At 43.1% G+C, this 18,856-nt stretch carries 13 protein-coding genes, 1 tRNA gene and 1 pseudogene; 6 read left to right on the top strand and 9 right to left on the bottom strand.

Annotated elements, in window-relative coordinates:
• Positions 1 to 359 precede the first annotated feature (359 nt).
• The 5 genes from QUA47_RS22275 to QUA47_RS22255 all read left to right on the top strand — a co-directional run bounded on the left by QUA47_RS22275 (position 360) and on the right by QUA47_RS22255 (position 6,915).
• A complete protein-coding gene (locus QUA47_RS22275) occupies positions 360 to 3,158 on the top strand; it encodes a PAS domain S-box protein (RefSeq protein ID WP_333432358.1) in 2,799 nt (932 codons plus the stop codon).
• A gap of 48 nt (positions 3,159 to 3,206) precedes the next feature.
• Entirely contained in the window at positions 3,207 to 3,653 is a 447-nt protein-coding gene (locus QUA47_RS22270; RefSeq protein WP_190660988.1) for a response regulator, read from the top strand.
• Positions 3,654 to 3,958: 305 nt separating this feature from the next.
• A complete protein-coding gene (locus QUA47_RS22265) occupies positions 3,959 to 4,108 on the top strand; it encodes a hypothetical protein (RefSeq protein ID WP_333062812.1) in 150 nt (49 codons plus the stop codon).
• Between the two features lie 91 nt (positions 4,109 to 4,199).
• Positions 4,200 to 5,702: an ATP-binding protein gene (locus tag QUA47_RS22260; RefSeq protein ID WP_333432357.1), complete on the top strand. Its 1,503-nt coding sequence runs from the start codon at positions 4,200 to 4,202 to the stop codon at positions 5,700 to 5,702.
• A gap of 124 nt (positions 5,703 to 5,826) precedes the next feature.
• On the top strand, positions 5,827 to 6,915 hold the full coding sequence (locus QUA47_RS22255) for a response regulator (protein WP_333432356.1): 1,089 nt from the start codon (positions 5,827 to 5,829) through the stop codon (positions 6,913 to 6,915).
• Between the two features lie 102 nt (positions 6,916 to 7,017).
• Here QUA47_RS22255 and QUA47_RS22250 read toward each other — a convergent pair whose 3' ends face one another.
• From QUA47_RS22250 to QUA47_RS22235, 4 genes are all read right to left on the bottom strand, one after another.
• On the bottom strand, positions 7,018 to 9,624 hold the full coding sequence (locus tag QUA47_RS22250; RefSeq protein ID WP_333432355.1) for a PAS domain S-box protein: 2,607 nt from the start codon (positions 9,622 to 9,624) through the stop codon (positions 7,018 to 7,020).
• On the bottom strand, positions 9,621 to 10,016 hold the full coding sequence (locus tag QUA47_RS22245; protein ID WP_333432354.1) for a response regulator: 396 nt from the start codon (positions 10,014 to 10,016) through the stop codon (positions 9,621 to 9,623). The genes QUA47_RS22250 and QUA47_RS22245 overlap by 4 nt, the downstream gene beginning before the upstream one ends.
• A gap of 127 nt (positions 10,017 to 10,143) precedes the next feature.
• Positions 10,144 to 11,580: a response regulator gene (locus QUA47_RS22240; RefSeq protein WP_333432353.1), complete on the bottom strand. Its 1,437-nt coding sequence runs from the start codon at positions 11,578 to 11,580 to the stop codon at positions 10,144 to 10,146.
• Positions 11,573 to 14,440 (bottom strand): ATP-binding protein, encoded by a 2,868-nt coding sequence (locus tag QUA47_RS22235; RefSeq protein WP_333432352.1) that lies wholly within the window; start codon positions 14,438 to 14,440, stop codon positions 11,573 to 11,575. Before QUA47_RS22235 ends, QUA47_RS22240 begins: the two co-directional genes overlap by 8 nt.
• A 368-nt stretch (positions 14,441 to 14,808) precedes the next feature.
• Here QUA47_RS22235 and QUA47_RS22230 point away from each other — a divergent pair.
• Positions 14,809 to 14,881 (top strand) — tRNA-Arg (locus QUA47_RS22230).
• Between the two features lie 70 nt (positions 14,882 to 14,951).
• On the opposite strand, the gene QUA47_RS22225 is transcribed toward QUA47_RS22230, so the two are convergent.
• The 5 genes and pseudogenes from QUA47_RS22225 to QUA47_RS22205 all read right to left on the bottom strand — a co-directional run.
• Positions 14,952 to 16,559 carry a diguanylate cyclase domain-containing protein gene (locus tag QUA47_RS22225; RefSeq protein WP_333432351.1) on the bottom strand — a complete coding sequence of 536 codons (1,608 nt, stop codon included), beginning with the start codon at positions 16,557 to 16,559 and terminating at the stop codon, positions 14,952 to 14,954.
• Between the two features lie 14 nt (positions 16,560 to 16,573).
• A complete protein-coding gene (locus QUA47_RS22220) occupies positions 16,574 to 17,452 on the bottom strand; it encodes an alpha/beta hydrolase (protein WP_333432350.1) in 879 nt (292 codons plus the stop codon).
• Between the two features lie 119 nt (positions 17,453 to 17,571).
• Complete coding sequence (locus QUA47_RS22215; protein ID WP_333432365.1) at positions 17,572 to 17,790, bottom strand: EAL domain-containing protein; 219 nt, start codon at positions 17,788 to 17,790, stop codon at positions 17,572 to 17,574.
• A 78-nt stretch (positions 17,791 to 17,868) separates the two neighbouring features.
• Positions 17,869 to 18,255: a hypothetical protein gene (locus QUA47_RS22210; RefSeq protein WP_333432349.1), complete on the bottom strand. Its 387-nt coding sequence runs from the start codon at positions 18,253 to 18,255 to the stop codon at positions 17,869 to 17,871.
• Positions 18,256 to 18,675: 420 nt separating this feature from the next.
• Positions 18,676 to 18,856: pseudogene (locus tag QUA47_RS22205) on the bottom strand (ISAs1-like element ISPlr1 family transposase); the annotation flags it as partial.

The raw sequence follows: 18,856 nt of genomic DNA, 5'->3' as shown, positions 1-18,856 counted from the left end.
TAGGAGAGAAGGCTTTAGTTATCTAGAAGATAAGGAAGAAGGAAGGAAAAGCTAAAATCTAAAATCTAAAATGGGAATATTGGGTTTCGCTTCGTTCTACCCAACCTAGAGCTCGCTACAGCTCGCGCATCATTGAGAATTGCTATATTAAGAGTTACGGAAGAAAAACCAGTTTCTACGACAATATTCGGTTTGGCAACAAGGCATCTAACCAGAAACCGGGTTTTTAGCCCCCGGTGCGTTCAAGACTGTATCTTTCAAAAATTTGAGATAGGTTATAAGTCATTGGGTTAAATTACTAATTACCAATTACCAATTACCAATTACCAATTACCAATTCTCGATTACCCATTCCATTTATGATGATTTGGAAATTTTTAAATCACCTGTTATTCACCGGGAATTATATTCCTCAAGGCTACTGTTACCTTTGGCAGCGAGAGCTAGTCGCGCTCCACATAGTGTCAGACTCTATAATTGCCCTGGCCTACTATTCAATACCGCTATCCCTAATTTATTTTATCGGTCAGCGAAAAGACTTGCCCTTCCGTAACATCTTTTGGCTGCTTGCAGCGTTTATTATCTCTTGCGGCACTACTCATATAATGGAAGTTTGGACGCTTTGGCATCCTGTTTATTGGGTTTCTGGCAGTCTGAAAATTATTACCGCCGCGATTTCTGCTTACACCGCTTTTGCATTAATTCCTTTAGTTCCCCAAGCATTAACTCTCCTCAGTCCAACTCAATTAGGGATGATCGATTCAATACTGCAAAAAGAAATTATGGAGCGCCGAGAAACGGAAGCTCGCTATCAAACTTTAACTGAAGCTTCGCCGGTGGGAATATTTTATGCAGATGCTGTAGGAGACTGCTTGTATGTCAACGAGCGCTGGTGTCAAATTTCGGGAATTACCTGCGATGAAGCTTTGGGCAAAGGGTGGTTGCAAGGCATTCATCCAGACGACCGCGAGCGGGTTTTTACTGAATGGTATAGCCCCACGCAGGAGAAATTGCCGTTTAAATCTGAGTACCGCTTCCAAGGCATTAATCACTCTCAAATCATTTGGGTATTCGGTCAAGCTGTCGGTCAAATCGGAGAAAATGGGGAGGTTAAAAGTTATGTGTGTACTATTACTGATATTACAGAACGCAAGCAGGTAGAAGAGGAAAATCGACGGCTCAATGAAACTCTGGAGCATCGAGTTGCTGAGCGCACTGCTCAAATTGAAATTTCTAACCAGACATTGCAAAAAGAAATAGCCTACCGCGAAAAAATAGCACTCACTTTGTTGGAATTGACGCAACTGCAAAATGCAATTCTTAATAGCGCTAACTACACAATTATTTCTACAGATCCCGACGGTACAATTAAAACATTTAATCGGGCGGCAGAGCAACTTTTAGGTTATTCGCAAGAAGAAGTGGTGGGGAAAGTCACGGTAGCAATAATTCACGATCCTCTGGAGGTCGCTAAAAGAGCTGAAGTTCTTTCTCAAGAATTGGGAGTGAAAATAGAGCCGGGGATGGAAGCGTTTTTTGCCTTGCCGTCCCGGAAAATCGCTGACGAAAATGAATGGACTTACATTCGCAAAGATGGTTCGCGGTTTCCGGTACTGCTGTCGGTGACTGCCTTATTTGACAGTAACGGAAATATTAACGGTTTTTTGGGTATCGGTCAGGATATTAGCGATCGCAAACAAGCTGAAAAAGAGCTGCGCGACCTAACCAGTGCCATGCAAAATGCGGTGGAAGGCATTTCGCGGCTGGACATTGAGGGACGCTACGTGAAGGTTAACCGAGCTTACGCTCATAAATGCGGTTACGAACCGGAAGAAATGCTTGGCATGGAATGGCAGCCCACCGTACATCCGAGCGATCTTGAGATGATGATCTCAGCTTATCAGGAAATGCTAATTTCTGGCAAAGTAGAAGTTGAAGCTAGAGGCGTTCGGAAAAATGGCTCGTTTTTTTACAAGCAATTAACGATGGTAAAAGCTTGCGACGCACAAGGGATATTTAACGGCCACCACTGTTTTATGAAAGATATCACCGAGCGCAAACTAACGGAAACAGCTTTGCAGGAAAGCGAATTCAAGTACAGGCAAATAGTTGAATTAGCAGAAGAAGGTATTTGGGTAATTGACAGAAATGGCCTCACTACTTACGTGAACCATGCAATGGCGCGAATGCTCGGCTATAGTGAAGTAGAAATGTTCGGGCGGTCGCTTTTTGATTTCATGGACGAACCGGAAAAACCACAAGCTCTTGATAATGTCGATCGGCGCAAGCAAGGTATTGGTCAACAACACGAATTTAGATTCAAAAGCAAGGACGGCAAAGATATTTGGACTCATATGTCTACCAGTCCAGTCATGGACTCTCAGGGTAATCTGCTGTCTTGTTGCGCCTTGGTTTACAACATTACAGACCGCAAAGAAGCAGAGCAGCAAATGCTGCAACTTACAGAAGATTTGAAGCGTTCCAACGAGGAATTAGAACAATTTGCTTATGTGGCTTCCCACGATTTGCAAGAACCGCTCCGAGCCGTTACCAGTTACACTCAATTGCTGGCCCAGCGCTATCAAGGAAATTTGGACGATCGCGCAGATAAGTATATTAATTATATTGTCGATGGCGCCACCAGAATGCAGCAGTTAATTAACGATTTGTTGGCGTATTCGCGCCTGGGAACGAGGGGTCAGGAGTTTGAGCAGGCGGACTGCCACGCTGTGGTTAAGCAAACTATGTGCAATTTGCAAATTGCGATCGCCGAAACAAAAGCTGTAATCACCTGCGACGCGATGCCAACCGTGATGGCGGATGAATTTCAACTGGTGCAATTATTCCAAAATTTGCTCGCCAACAGCATCAAATTTTGTCGCCAAGATATCCCGTTGATTCATATCGCTGCCTGCAGGCAAGAGAGTGAATGGGTGTTCAGTGTCCGCGATAACGGCATTGGCATCGATCCGCAGTATGCCGATCGCATTTTTATCATTTTTGCGCGCCTGCACTCCCGCCGCCAATATTCCGGTACTGGTATAGGTTTGGCGATGTGCAAGCGCATTGTTGAACGCCACGGCGGTCGGATTTGGGTGGAATCTCAGGAGGGAAAAGGAGCGACTTTTTACTTCACTATTCCTATAATTAGTACCTGAAGCCTCAAAGTTCAATTTTGTTTTTATACTTTAAAGGATACGCCGGTTATGAGCGATCGAAGCACTGTTAGACCTATAGAGATTCTGCTGATTGAGGATTCTCCCAGCGATGCCGATTTGGCAATAGAAGTCCTCAATCAGGGTAAAATATTGAATAACTTGCATTTTGTGGAGGATGGAGTCGAAGCAATCAAGTTTTTGCGCCGAAAAGAACCCTATCTTAGGGTACCTCGTCCCGATTTGATTTTGCTCGATTTGCATCTGCCCAAAAAAAGCGGTATTGAAGTGCTAGAAGAAATTAAAACTGACCCAACCTTAAAATTAATTCCTGTAGTGATTCTCAGCACTTCAGCAGCTCCAGAAGATATTTTTAAGTCCTACTCGCTCCACGCCAACTGTTACATAACCAAGCCGGTAGACTTCGTAGAATTTACTAAAGTAGTCAGGTTAATTGAGGAATTCTGGCTGGCAGTCGTCAAACTTCCTCTAAATTAAACGAACAGATGGTTTGCTTATGAGCCTTCTAAAAACTTTTAACCTATGAAAATTCTGCTGGTGGATGATTTGCTCAGCGAGGCTGAATGGACTTTATAAAAGCGGGCGACCAGCCAATTTTTAACCATTTGCAAATAGTATAAGATATGGTATAGGCAAGAATTTTATTGAATAAGCAGGCTTTTCTGTTCGCAGTCTCGTCCTAATTTAATTCTGCTTAACTTGATTAGGCCTAAAAAAAACAGTAGAAAATATTGATATAAATCAACTCAGCACTCAAGTTAAAAATGATTCCGGTGGTAATTATGACAACCTCAGCAGTCGATGAAGAGATGCTCAAGTTTTATGCCCTGTCAGCCCGGTGCTACATCACTAAGCTTATCGATTTTAGTCAAGTCGCTAAGCTGGTGAGATCGATTAAGGATTGGTGGCTGGTGGTGATAGTTCCCAAATAATAATTTTCAAGTTTAAAATGGCATGGGAAAGCGGAAAAGTTTAACCTAAGATTGGTAGAGTAAAAATTTTACAGTCAAAAACGTCTAAGCTATGTGGATTAAGATTCTGTTAGTAGAAGACAATCCTGCTGATGCTGATTTGCTTGCAGAACTGTTAGAAGTATCTGTGGGTGTCGAGTGGGAACTGGTGTCTGTTGAGTTCCTGTATGAGGCGATCGCACAACTGTGCAAACAATCCTTTGATGTAGTTTTGCTCGACCTTTCTTTGCCCGACAGCCGCGGTTTGGAAACCCTAACTCGCCTGCGAGAAGTTGCTCCTGATGTGCCAATGGTGGTAATGACAGGCTTGGACGATGAGGCGATCGCCCTAGAATCAGTTCGCTTGGGAGCTCAAGACTATATTGTTAAAGGTCAAATTACTACTCAATTATTAGTGCGGACGATCCGCTACGCGATCGAACGTTCTCAAACCTTTCAAATGCTGCGGGAAAGCGAGCGCCGCTTTCGGGCGATTTTTGACTCATCATTTCAGCTAACCAAGCTGCTGACTCCCGAAGGAATTGTGCTGGAAGTGAACGAGACAACCCTCGATTTTGCCGGATTGCGATCGGAGGGTATTGTGGGCCGCCCGATGTGGGAAATGGCGATTTGGGCCCAGTCGCCACAGGTTTCTGAACAATTGCAGTGCGCGATCGGCAAAGCAAGTCGCGGCGAGTTTTTCCGCAGCGAAATCGACTTGTTAGGCAAAAGTGGCCAAATTATGACAGTTGATTTCTCACTGAAACCTGTTAAAAATGAAACAGGACAAGTTTTGCTGCTGATTGCGGAAGCCCGTGACATTAGCGATCGCAAACGAGCAGAAGCGGAAATTCTCAAAGCCCTTGCACGAGAAAAAGAACTTTCAGAACTGCGAGCTAAATTTGTCACAATGGTTTCCCACGAGTTCCGCACACCTTTGACAACCATCCAATTTTCCGCTGGATTGCTGCAAGATTACAGTTCTCAGTGGTCCCAAGATAAAAAATCTACTCATTTTGTGCGGATTCAATTAGCAATTAAACGCATGACAGAGTTATTAGAAGATATCCTCGTAATTGGCAAAATCGAAGCCAATACCTTGCAGTTTCAACCGGTTTCCTTAAACCTCGAAAAATTTTGCCGTCAACTGGTAGAAGAGCAGCAGCTCAACGACAGCAACCAACACCCGATCGCCTTTCAATATGAAGGCGGCAACTGCGAGGCTCAAATGGATGAAAAACTGCTGCAGCAAATCTTGGGAAATGTCCTCTCAAATGCCATCAAATATTCCCCGGTCGGCAGTACAGTTTCCTTGCACCTCAACTGTCCAAACAAAGAAGCTGTTTTCCAAGTTCAAGACCAGGGCATCGGCATTCCCCAAGCCGATCGAGAGCGGATATTAGAAACTTTTTACCGAGCTACAAATGTCGGCAATATTTCGGGAACAGGTCTCGGTTTAGCAATTGTGAAGAGGGCTGTGGAACTTCACGGCGGCCAACTCGCGATCGACAGTCAAGAAGGAAAAGGCACAACTTTCACTATTACCTTGCCTCTAATTTGCCCTCCCAATCAATAACAACTGAATTATCAACTATACATATCCGCTACTTAACGATTAATTAAGCGCATAACAAACAAACTTATCAAGTGTCTGAACCCAGAATTTTCCAACAAACTACTGACTAAAAGGAGCTATCACCGTGGCTAAGATTTTGGTAATAGAAGACGAAGAAGCGATTAGAGAGAATATTTTAGAGTTGCTGGAAGCCGAGAATTTTGAAGGAATAGGAGCGATTAACGGCAAAGTGGGCATCAAATTGGCGATCGAAAAAATCCCGGATTTAATTTTGTGCGACATGATGATGCCGGAAGTAGACGGTCACGGCGTCATCAAAGCTTTGCGCTCCGAACCCTTGACTGCCACAATTCCGTTTATTTTCCTCACAGCCAAAGCCGATAAAGTTGACGTTCGCACGGGCATGGAACTGGGAGCTGACGATTACATTACTAAGCCGTGTACGCCCCAAGAACTGCTAAAAGCCATTGCTATTAGACTTGAAAAACAAAAAACAATTAGCCGACAATCTCAAAAGACGTTAGACGAATTACGCACTAATATTAGTATGTCGCTGCCCCACGAATTGCGGACTCCTTTGAATGCAATTCTAGGTTTTTCTGAGCTGATTTTGTCAGAATATCACGTCTTAGAGGAATCAGATATCTTAGAGATGATCGGTCAAATTCAAACTTCCGGTCATCGCTTGTATCGACTGATTCAGAACTTTTTGCTGTATGCAGAACTGGAGATAGCAGCCACAAATCCCGAACTGCTAAAGGAGATGCGAAATAGCGAATTTAGCTGTGTAAAATCTTTGCTGAGTCAAAAAGCGCGGCAGCAAGCAAAACACGCGAGTAGAACAGAAGATTTAGAATTAAACTTGCAAGATTCGTCGGTAGCTATGGATTCTGTCAGACTCGCAAAAATTGTTGAAGAACTCTTGGACAATGCCTTCAAATTTTCATTAGAAGGAACGCCGGTTTTATTAAGCACTTTCGTCGAAAATCAGACTTTTATTCTGTCTGTCAAAGACAAAGGCCGCGGCCTGACTACCGATCAGATTGCACAGCTAGAAGCTTACAGGCAGTTCGATCGCAAACTTTACCAACAAGCAGGTTTGGGATTGGGCCTGGCTATTGTTCAACGCCTGGTCGAATTGCACGGAGGAGAATTTAAAATAGAAAGTTTGCCGCAGCAAGAAACCATAGTTTGCGTTTCCCTGCCTGTCTAAACAATGATTATACCAGTTTCAAAAAAATGTAACTGTAGGCAAACTCCCAACCGTTATGGAATAAATCATTCCCAATTCTAAACTCTAAAATTTAAAATTGTATTATGCAGGAGCGATCGCTCCTTTCAGACACCGCTGCAGATAAATTTGAGCTACCTTATCATTAGGGTTGATTTCCAAGCAGGCGGAAAACAATCTTATAGCTTCGCCACACTTGTCACTATTGTAGAGTACCAAAGCTTGCTCAAACATTGTCTTTGTCTCTAACTTTTTCTGTCGTAACTCTGGCGGATCGGCCGCAAATACTTCATAAAGTGTTACCATTCGCGATTTGCCTTTAACTGCTACGCGATCGATCAACCTCAAATCATAAATATCGTTTAACTGTATAAAAGTATTGTGAGTAATTAACATCGAAACTTCATACTCTTTCGTCAAAGTTTCCACGCGGGAGGCTAAGTTTACCGCATCGCTAATCACCGTGCTGTCCATCCGACTTTGGCCGCCCACCGTGCCTAACATCAAAGAACCCGTATTGATTCCAATGCCAATTTGCAGCGGCGGGCGATCGGGTTGATGCCGACTAATATTATACTCGTTAAGCTGTTCTAGCATAGCAATTCCAGCTTTCACAGCATCGTCCGCACTGCCATCAAACAGCGCCATAATCGCATCGCCAATGTATTTATCAATAAAACCAAAATTGTTAGTAATTGCCGGTTCCATCCGCGACAAATAAGCATTAATAAATTGAAAATTTTCTTCGGGACTCATCGTTTCAGAAACCGAAGTAAAATCGCGAATATCTGAAAACAGCACCGACATTTCTTTCTGTACCTGATCCCCTAATTTTACTTCCACAATACTTTCATATCCCAGAAAGTGGAGAAATTCGTGCGGCACAAACCGCCCGTAAGCATCTGTTAATTTTTCTTCCGCTGCTAAAGCTTTTTGTAACTCGTCTGTGAATTGCCGGCGCTCGGTTTCTACCTCTTGACGCTCTGTGATGTCTTGAAAAGCTGCGATCGCGTAAACTATGTTTTTCCGTTCGTCGTAGATTGGAGTCGCCCAAACCTCGATCGGCACAATCCGATCCGAGCCATGAATTTCTAGATCGTCCATACGCACAAATTCTCCCCGCAACGCCCGAACAATCGGTTGGCTATCCCTCGGATACAATTGATTAGTTCCAGCGTCGTAAAAATGATAAGCTTCCGGAAATTCGTCAGTACCCCCATCAAAAATTAAACCTTGGGCTAGTATCCTTTCCCCCCAAGAATTCATGTAAAAAGGTTTACCCTTACCATCGACAACAAATATTCCCACGGGCATCGCTTCCAGGAATTGAGTCAATCGGCTTTCGTTTTCTAACAGTGCCTCATTTAACTTTTCTTGGGCTGCCAAAGCTTTTTCTAAATCATTAGTAAACCTGATTCGTTCCACTTCCACGTGTCTTTGCAAACTAATATCCTTAGCAAAACCCTGATAGTAAAGCACTTCACCGTTAGCATCATAAACTGTGCGTGCATACTCAGAAATCCAGATAATGCTGCGATCTCGACAGTAAACCTGAGACTCAAACTCACACAGAGTACCGTGCTGTTTCATCAGCGCCAGAAACTCTTGACGGCGGTTGGGTTGGACGTACAATTGCTGCTGAGTATTATTCATACTTTCTATCAATTCTGACGCAGAATCGTAGCCGTAAATTTCCGCCAGAGCAGGATTCGCACTGATAAAATGTCCGTCCGGCGTCGTCTGAAAAATACCTTCTAGAGCATTTTCAAATATCCCGCGATACTTCTCTTCAGCTTGAATTAGCGCCGCTTCAGATTCCTTGCGTTCAGTTATGTCACTAAAAGCAATAATCGCATAGGAAATGTCGCCTGTAGAATCATAAATTGGAGTGGCCCAACTCTCTACAGGAATAATCTTATTAGCTGTACGAATTTCTACACTTTCAGTCCGCACATTTTCGCCCCGAAGCGCCCGCATAATTGGCAATTCTTCCACGGGGCATCTCTGATTAGTTCCGGCTTTATAGAATTGATAAATTGCTGCTTTTTGCTCTGAATTAATATGCGGCACAGTGCCTTTGCCAAATACATCTCGCGCCTTCTGGTTAGCGTAGAAAGATTGCCCGTTTGCATCAAGTACACATACGCCCAATGGCATAGCTTCTAGATATTGGGTCAAGCGACTTTCGTTTTCATGGAGTTTGGCAATCAGCATTGCCTGCTTGCGGTTTAATTTTACCAACTCCTGATTCATTTCCTGAAGTTCTATTTGTTTTTGAACTAACTCTTTATCTTGAAAATATCTATAGATTGCCTCAGTAACAGTTAACTTTAAGTCATCAGATTGCCAAGGTTTAGGTATATATCGGTACAATTTAGCATAGTTAATAGCATTGGCTACCGCCTCCAAATCTGCCTGCCCCGTCAGCATAATCTTGAGAGTGTTCGGCGAGATAGCATGAACGCTCCTTAATAGTTCGTCTCCTTTCATACTAGGCATGATATGATCCGAAATAACCAAAGGAACTTCATACTGTTCTGCTAAAAGTTCGGACAGCAACTCTAAAGCTTCTTCGCCACTTTGGGCCGTTTCAATTAAATATTTATCTTCAAAAGCTTTTAGCAGGTCTATTTCCAGACTATCGAGTATAGTCTGCTCATCATCGACACAAATAATGACTGGTTTTTTCATAAATTTCCTAGACCAGACTTAATCGCTTCAATTAGTTCTTGATTTTGCCAGGGTTTTTCTATGAAAGCATGAAGATTTGCTTGAATTTTTGTTCGTTCGATGGCTTCTTGGTCTGCTTGTCCCGTCAGCATCACTGTCACAATTTGCGGATATTTTTGATGAATTTTAATTAGCAACTCATCTCCTTTCATTCCGGGCATCAACCAATCAGAGACAATCACTAGAATCTTAACCTCAGCTTCAGATAGCTCTTCAATAATCTCTAGGGCTTCGGCAGCACTTTCAGCAAATTCCCAAAGATATTTACCGTTAAAAGCCTGTTGCAGTTCAATTTCCAGACTTTGCAACACCCCTACTTCATCGTCAACACACAAAATTGCTGGTTTAGACATCGCTAGTTTCCTTCTTTAGTTTGGGAGGGTGAAGCCCGATGGGTAAGCACACCGTTTTCCAAATTCTACATTCCGCGCGGGTAGACTGCAAATTTTTAGCCCCCGACTTCAGTCTGCGACGCTTTACCTACTCAGTTAAATTAATCGGCAAAGAAACTGTAAATACTGTATTACCGGGTGCTGACTCCACATCAATTTTACCCTGATGTTTTTCAATTATTTTTTTGACAATATCCAATCCCAACCCGCTGCCTTCTCCCGCAGGTTTAGTAGTAAAAAAAGGCTCAAAAATTTTGGGAATAATCTCCGGTTGAATCCCCTTACCGCTGTCAGTAATTTTTACCAAGACGCTGGTATCTTGTTGTACCGCGTCAATTGTTAAAGTTCCTTGATTGTCCATCGCTTGTAAGGCATTGTGAATTAAATTTGTCCAAACTTGATTGAGTTCGTCGGGATAACACAGTACCACAGGCAATTGATCTTGATAATTTCTGACCACTTCCACACCCTGCTTGATTTGGTTTTGATAAAGAGTTAATACAGTTTCAATTCCCTCCGTAATCTTCCCCTGTATTTTTTCCCCATTTACATCGTAACGCGCATAATTTTTCAGGGCAAAGACGACTTTGGCAGCGCGTTCAGTAGCGGTAGCGATGGTTCGGGCGCTTCTGTGAATGCTAGCAAAGTCGTAGGCTGTTTTTATAATATTTTCGCAGTCCGGGTCTTTGAGCAACGGCAAGAATTCTTGCAAATTTCCCTGCAATCCGATATTGACTAAAATGCTAGCAAGGCTGTCAGCATTGTCAATCTCTTCCGACTCTAGTTGCTGCTTCACGGTTTTTTTCAATCCCCGTTTTTCTCGCGTAGATAAAGAGTAAGTTTGTTGGCTGGAACTGTACATCAAACGCAAGAAATCGTGCTCGCGTTCTGCTGACAGTTCTTTAAAAAAAACTGGCAAACTTTCGAGATTGTTATCCAAAAAGCTGGTAATATTTCCAATTGACGACCGAATCGCGCCCAAGGGCGTATTAATTTCGTGAGCAATGCCCGCAATCAGTTGCCCTAATGCCGCCATTTTTTCTGATTGCACTAATTGATTCTGAGTAGCTTGCAGTTGGTCTAAAGTAACTGTAAGTTCATTGTTTTTCTGTTGGAGTTTTTTTTGCAACTGGCACATTGCTAAATGGGTTTCTACCCTAACTAGAACCTCTTCCACCTGAAAGGGCTTGGTAATATAATCTACGCCGCCCACCGCAAAGGCTTTGACCTTATCTAGTACGTCATTAATCGCGCTAATAAAAATCACCGGAATGTCGCGAGTGCGTTCATCAGCTTTGATTTTTTCGCAAACTTCATACCCATTCATTTCGGGCATCATAATATCCAGCAAAATCAAATCAGGAGGCATACCTTTTGCCGCAGAAAGCGCTAACTCACCGCTAGGTACGGGGCGGACTTTATAGCCCTTGCCATTCAAAATTCCGGCTAGCAGTCGCAAATTAGCTGGGGTGTCGTCAACTACTAAAATATTACCGCGATCGGTGCTAGCAAGGTCGTTATTCATGTGATATTGCTTGAGATATTAACTTTAAAATTTTGTCGTACTCGAAATTTTCTATACAATTGGCGATCGCACCAGCCGTTACTGCATCCTTTAAGCGAATTTGCTCGATCGAGCTATCAATTACATCCATATCTGCATTTAGTATAGCCAGCTTTAAATCTGCTACCAGCGACTCAGGCAATCTCACGAAATCAGCCGCAGTCAGTGCGCGATCGCCCTCTTTGATTGCCGATAAATTAGTTTGACCCGGATCTTCATAAATATAGCGCACTCCGATATGTTTGTGCATAGCATCAAAAATATCGGCTTCCCGGAAAGGCTTCCTCATAAAAGCATCGCAACCCGCCGATAAAATAACTGCCCGTTCTTCCTCCAAAACGCTCGCTGTCAGCGCAATAATCGCAGTAGCTTGACCTTTAATAGTACCTTTAATGTATTGCGTAGCTTCGTAGCCGTCCATCACAGGCATTCTCATGTCCATCCAAATTAGATGCGGTTCCCAACTATTCCAAATCTCAATAGCTTCTTGACCGTTAGTAGCTTCTTTTAGTTCAAAACCCAGAGGATAGAGGATTTTAATTAACAGTTGGCGGTTGAGCGGTTTATCGTCTACTATCAAAATTCGATAGGTGTGTTGGTTGGGAACCAGTGCAATAACATTCCGGCTGGGTTTTGGGCTTTCAATATCAGCCGCATTGACCGCAATAACTTGAATGTCAAACTTAAAATTAGTTCCCTTGTCCACAGCAGAATAGACGCTCATTTTGCCGCCCATTAATTCCACAAATTTGCGGCTGATTGGCAATCCCAAGCCGGTACCTTCTTGCGAATCTTTCCCTGTCTTGGTTTGCACGAAAGGTTCAAAAATAGCGTCTAATTCATTGGTAGCAATACCGGAACCAGTATCTTCGACTTCAAAATGAAGGAAGAAGGAAAAGGCAGACGCTGAATCGTCACTTGGCGTGGCAATAATCTGGTTGTTCGAGTGACTGAGTTGAGATATTTTAAGACCATAAATTGCTGGAATTTCTGTATTTTGTGATACTTCGGAGTGAGCAAATTTTCCTCCTTCTACCTGCTGATTTCTGCCTAATGACTGCTTGCTAACTCTGACGGCTACACTCCCCTCATGGGTAAATTTAAGAGAGTTGTTGAGCAGATTAATTAAGATTTGTCGCAACTTTACGTCGTCGGCTTCTACATATTGCGGCACGTCGGGACTGCGGTCAAAAACTAACTGCAACTGCTTGTCATCTGCTTTGAGTTCAAACATATCTTCCAAGTCGTTTAGCAGGCGATAGAGGTCAAATTTTTTGGGATTGAGGGTGGTACGCCCGGATTCAATTTTAGATAAATCGAGTACGTTATTAATCAGGGTGAGCAGGTGTTCTCCGCTGCTGCTAATTATGCTAATGTTTTCTTGATGTTCTGGGGATAGAGTTCGGCTGCGAGTCATGAGTTGGGAAAAGCCCAGAATTGCATTGAGAGGCGATCGCAATTCGTGGCTCATGTTAGCAAGAAATGTGCTTTTAGCTTGATTCGCTACCTCTGCTTTGTCTTTAGCTACAGCCAATTCTGCCGTCCGCTCTTGCACTCGGTTTTCTAAAGTTTCAAAAGATTGTTGCAGTTGTTGAGCCATGCTGTTAAATGACTTGGCTAATTCCCCCAATTCGTCGGAGCGTTCACTTTCTACGGTTGTGTCCCATTCACCTTTAGCAATATTTTTTGCGGCTGCATTTAAGCGCAAAATAGGGTTTGTTACCCACCGAGAAGTCAGAATGCCGATGGCCACCGCTACTCCTAAAGCTGCGAAACAAAGCAAAACCGCTGTGCGAGTATTGGCATCAATTTCTGCGGTGAAATCAGCTTCGGGAACAACTACGACAATCAGCCAGTCTAAACCTTTGCCGTCTTGGAACGGCAGGACTTTTAAAAAGTGTCGCTTGTGATTTATTTCAAAGCTCAATAACTCCGATTTTTTAATTAGGTCGAATTTTTGATACTGTGCAGTTAAATATTTAGCTGTAGATCGAGTAAAAGGGTTGCTGCTTTCTTCCACTTTAAACAATTGCCTTTCATTACCTTTAGTGCGAAACGGTTTTTCTGGGGTGGAAGTTGCTAACAAAGTACCCTGGCGATCTATAATAAATGTTTGACCGGATTTGCCGACTTTGAGACTGTGGAGAAATATTCCAAGATGGTCGAGACGCAAGGCAGCAAATAATCCTCCTTCTAGCTGATTTTTGTCGCTGTATACGGGTTGGAGAGCGCTGATAATTAAGGTCGGCTCTAGTAAGGAAATATAAACCGAACTCCAAGTAGGTTGACCGACTTTTACGGCTTTTTTGTACGCAGTATTTTGCCGATTGTCAAAGTTTTTGACAACGGTGGCAACTGTAGTCCGATCGCCTCGCTCGTTCGTGTTGTAAGAATAAAAATTTAACCCAGTAGATTTTTCTATCACATTCATCGTGCGGGAGCCGTTAGAAAGTTGTTCACCCGATCTATAATCTCCCTTCTCGTTGCCAACCGAGGTAAAATTGATATAGGGATATAATTGTACTTGTCGCCAAAGATATTTCTCCCAAGCTGATAAGTTCTCCATCTTTAACAAGCCGAGCTTGACAGCATCCAGCTTGGTTTGATTGATTAGATGGGGAGTTGTCAGGTAAACTTGCAGGTTTTGCTCGACACGCAAACTCACCTCGCTCATTAACTGACTGGCAAGGTTATTAACTGCTTTTTGTCCGTTTCTAAAAGACAGATATCCTACGAGTCCCACGGCTCCCACGATTTGCAGTACAAATGGAAATATGAGAACAGTTCGCAGCGGTAATTTGTCTAAAAGTTTAGAAACCATAAGATTGAGAGGTTTGGTGAACTTAGTCTAGAACCGTATTTGCACCACCGGTCTTAATAGCAGCACCATTTATTTACTCCCGCTTAGGTAGGGGGAATTGATGCGGGCTATTTTAGCTGTGGTAGATGCTCGATCCCGATCGAATGTGCACCTAATGTTTACTCGATTAAAATCTATTATTTTATCCATTGTCGTATTATTGTTACCATTTAGGTAAAAGTTGCAGTCTCTGGGTTCGAGAACAGCCTGATATTTGATCGCGCGGGCGAGTTGAACCCGCAGGGGTCAAGCGGTTTGGAGGCTGGTCAGGAAATTTGCGATCGGCACTCGCCATTTTCCGCAAGACGTGTTATACTGTAAACAGTCGAGGGCACGTAGCTCAGTGGATAGAGCATCAGGTTCCGGTCCTGAGGGTCGGGGGTTCAAATCCCTCCGTGCTCATTGAAATTTAGTGAATGACTGACTTTGAGACCGAGGACAAATTTTTGTCCTCGGTCTTAATTATTGTGATTTAAGCGTCAGTGTCAAAAATCGAATCGCCACTGTACTCGCATATCGCAGACTGATTGCGCCCCTGTTGCTTGGCCCGGTATAGTGAACGATCGGCGATCGCAATCAAGTCAGCCGATGATAGTTCCGAAATCGGAATCAAGTTGGCGATACCCATACTAATAGTAACTACATCACTCACATCAGAGGTTTTGTGAGGAATATGTAAAGCTTTAATAGCAGCGTGAATCCGTTGGGCCACCGAACTCGCTCCTTCAATATCAGTATTAGGCAAAATGATGGCAAATTCTTCTCCGCCGTAACGCGCCACCAAATCCGCCGGACGGTACACTACCTCTTGCACAGTCTGAGCAAGTTTGAACAGACAATCATCCCCCATTAGATGACCGTAGCAATCATTATAACGTTTGAAATAATCCACATCAAACAACAAAAGAGAAAGAGGTTTTTGTTCCCGGTATAGCCGCTGCCATTCATGCTCTAAGCGGTCATTAAAACAGCGGCGATTAGCAATTTGAGTTAATCCATCAATATTGACCACTTGTTCTAAGAGGTGAGTAGCGCGAGCTAGTTCTTCGTTAGAGAGTGCAAGTTGTTGATTAATTTCTCTCATTCGCGCTTGGGCCTGCTGCCTTTCTGCCAATTCCTTCTGCAACTTATGAAAAATATCCGCTTGTTTAATGGCGATCGCTAACTGATTAGCAATCTGTTTAACAAGGTCAATTTCAAATTCTTCCCATTGCCGAGGAGCAGAACATTGATGAATACATAACAACCCCCACAAATCTTGTCCATTGAGCAACGGCGCAACTAAATTAGCTCGAACAGGAAATTGTTTCCAAAGAGCGCGGTAACAGTGTTGAAGGTCAATCTTATTGATATCTTGAACTACCTGCATTCTCCCTTCTTGATATGAATCAGGAGCTTGTTCACCAGCACATGGGTCGTTAAATTGATTTCTGCTTACCAATTTACATCCTTCGCCTACGGATTCTGAAACAAACTCACCATATCCAAATTTACTGTCAGGAGCGAACTTAAATATGCCGACGCGCTCGGCATCAAGAAACAGGCGAATCTCCTGCGAAGCAATCTCAAAAATTGTAGACAAATCAAGAGATTGACGAATGTGTAGAGTAATTTCTTGAAGTAATATCGCCTTGTCGTACTGTTTCCGCAGAGCTATTTCCGCTTGCTTTTGGGCGATAATAGCTGCCTCTGCTGCTTTTTTTGCTTTAATAATTTCACTTTCGTACAGGATACGCTGGCGGATACAGAGCAAGATGCAATCGTTGACGGAGCTTCCTCCCTTCTCCCGACGCACAGCGTTGATCAGCATAGGTATATCACTACCCGGCTTTGACCTTAATGAGAAGTAAATTTCCTCTACTTTACCGTCAAGCTTCAACAGGGGGAAGAAATGGGTTTGAAAAAAAATCCGGCTGGCCATTGGCAGAATAAAGTCCATTTTCCGTTCCCGCAGTTCATCGGTTTCGTATCCGAGTAATTGCAGTAAGGTGGCGTTGACCATTAGGATCGTACCATCGTCAGCAAACGAGAGGAATCCACAGGGTGAATTGTTGAGTAGCTCGTCTATCTGGTAGGTCATATTTGCCATACAAATCAGGTAGTATGAGGTTCACTCAAATACTCCTTAATCAGGTCGATCGTCTCTTGTGGATGACTCAGGTGCGGGCAATGTCCCGTAGCTTTCATCAGCCGTAGCGTACTTTTAGGCAGGTGGCGGTGGAGATAATGCCCTACCTCGGTGGGAGCTACCATGTCATCAGTGCATTGCAATATCAGTGAAGGTACTGAGGCATTCGCTAAATCAGTGCGATTGTCAGAGTAAAAAGTCACCTCGGCAAAGCGACTTGCAACCACCGGATCGGTGGAGCAAAAACTTGTCTCAAGTTCCTCACTTAACTCAGGACGATCCTGATTCTGCATCACCATTGGCGCCAGAAAGCTTGCCCAACCAATGTAATTTTTATCCATGATATCGAGGAGATCCTCAATATCTTTGCGCTCAAACCCTCCGTAATAATTTGGTAAATCATTGATGTAGCAGGGTGAAGGTGCTACGAAAATCAGGCGATCAAAGTAATTAGGAGCTTGAATAGAGGACAGAAGGCCGATCATAGTGCTGACCGAATGACCGACAAAAATCACATTTGTCAACGCCAATTCTTGACAGATATCGAGGACATCCTGAACATAGCCATTGAGGTCGCTGTACCGTTCATAACTGTAGGCACTAATATCAGACTGTCCAGAACCTACATAATCAAATAGGATGATTTTGTAGTCCTTCTCGAAGGCCGGTGTTACGAAACGCCACATATTTTGATCGCACCCAAATCCATGAGCAAACATCATCGTCTGGGTGCCTTGTCCAAACATTTTTATATTATTCCGTCGTAAAATTTTATGAGTCATTTGCTCGACACGAGGATTAAATTGATTATAAGACTTTTGCGCGCTTTTATGAGGATTGCTCATCCCAAATAGTGGTAGACAACAATTTAGGATGTCGGATTAATTGAGTGGCAACCTCAGCACTAACAGGCTGGCTAAACATATAACCCTGCCCAATTTCACACGCGATCGATCGCTTGTAACTATTGCAATTGCGCTGGGGTTTCAATTCCTTCGGCAATTGTGCTCACATTTAAGCCATGTGGGATTACAACTATGGGTTGGGCAATTCCGCGAGCGATCGGAGCGTTGGCTAAATCGCGGACAAATGAGCGATCAATTTTGAGCGACTTCACCAGAAAATTTTTCAGGTTGTTGAAAGCAGCATAGGCAGTCGCAAAATCATCGACATAAATCTCAATATTATGCTCCGATCATTGCCTCAAAAGATTGTAGGTAATGTCAACATTAAGCATTATTGCCGTTCCCGTAATCTCTAGCTATGGATATTTTGGCTTCATATCGGTGCGCTCAAGGAGGCGATCGCTCTTAGCGATTAAAGTCGGTTGGCTGAGTTGACGTGCCGACAGATTCACCCCGATATTAGGAAGAATTAGTTTTGCTGCTAGCCACTGCTGATATTCCAGCCAGCTTGCTCTAAAATCCATTTGCTCTTCGGGTAAAATCAATCCAGTTTTTTCGGCGATGGGAATACATCGATGGCGATGAATCCAACCTAGTTCAGGAGAATATCCTCCTACTAGAACTTTAACACCAGCAAGGCTACCTGTTTGCCAATCGAGCTGAGGTTTATCGTACAGCAAGTATTGGCTTTCCAAGCACAATTCAAGAGATTTGCGATCGCCAGGGTATTGGATTTCGCCCAAGGTATTGTGGCTGTGTAAAAACTATAGGTATTGGGCCCGATTTCTTAACGTAATATAGGGAAATATCTGCATTTTTGAGCAAGCTATCGAACTTCATTTCATCTTGTGGATCTAGGGACACGCCTATACTGGTGATGAGGTGTAAATAATGATTTTTGAGAAGAAAATTATTTTTAATATTTTTGTAGAGGTAATCCCCCCTAGTTTCCCTAATCTAGCAGGGCGGTTTCATTCTCAAATTTTAGCAGCGCTAAAATTTGAGAATGGGACATCATTAAGTTTAGGGAACGCCCAGATTTTTGCGCTCCCTCAAAACTCGCTCATATTTAATATGAAAATTAACCGTCTGCCTTGCCGAGCAACGGTTTAACTGATAAAATGTTGTAAATTAGATCGACAATAAACCGCTCGAATACTGTGTTAAATGCTGATAAGTATCAGCTTGGATAAGTTATAACCCAACCATCGTTGTCCTGTTTTTAGTGACAAAAAGCCTAAAACTCGGTAAAAATTGAGGGCTATCGTACTTAAAATCGATAAGTTAGTGACGGCTTTATAATTGTGTCTCGGCCACATATCTTCTCGAAAAATTACATCCTTT

Origin of the sequence: Microcoleus sp. MON2_D5, assembly GCF_036701905.1 — a bacterium.
Classification (GTDB): Bacteria; Cyanobacteriota; Cyanobacteriia; order Cyanobacteriales; family Microcoleaceae; genus Microcoleus.
Note: the sequence above shows the minus strand (reverse complement) of the source record. Positions and strands in the feature narration are given on the sequence as shown.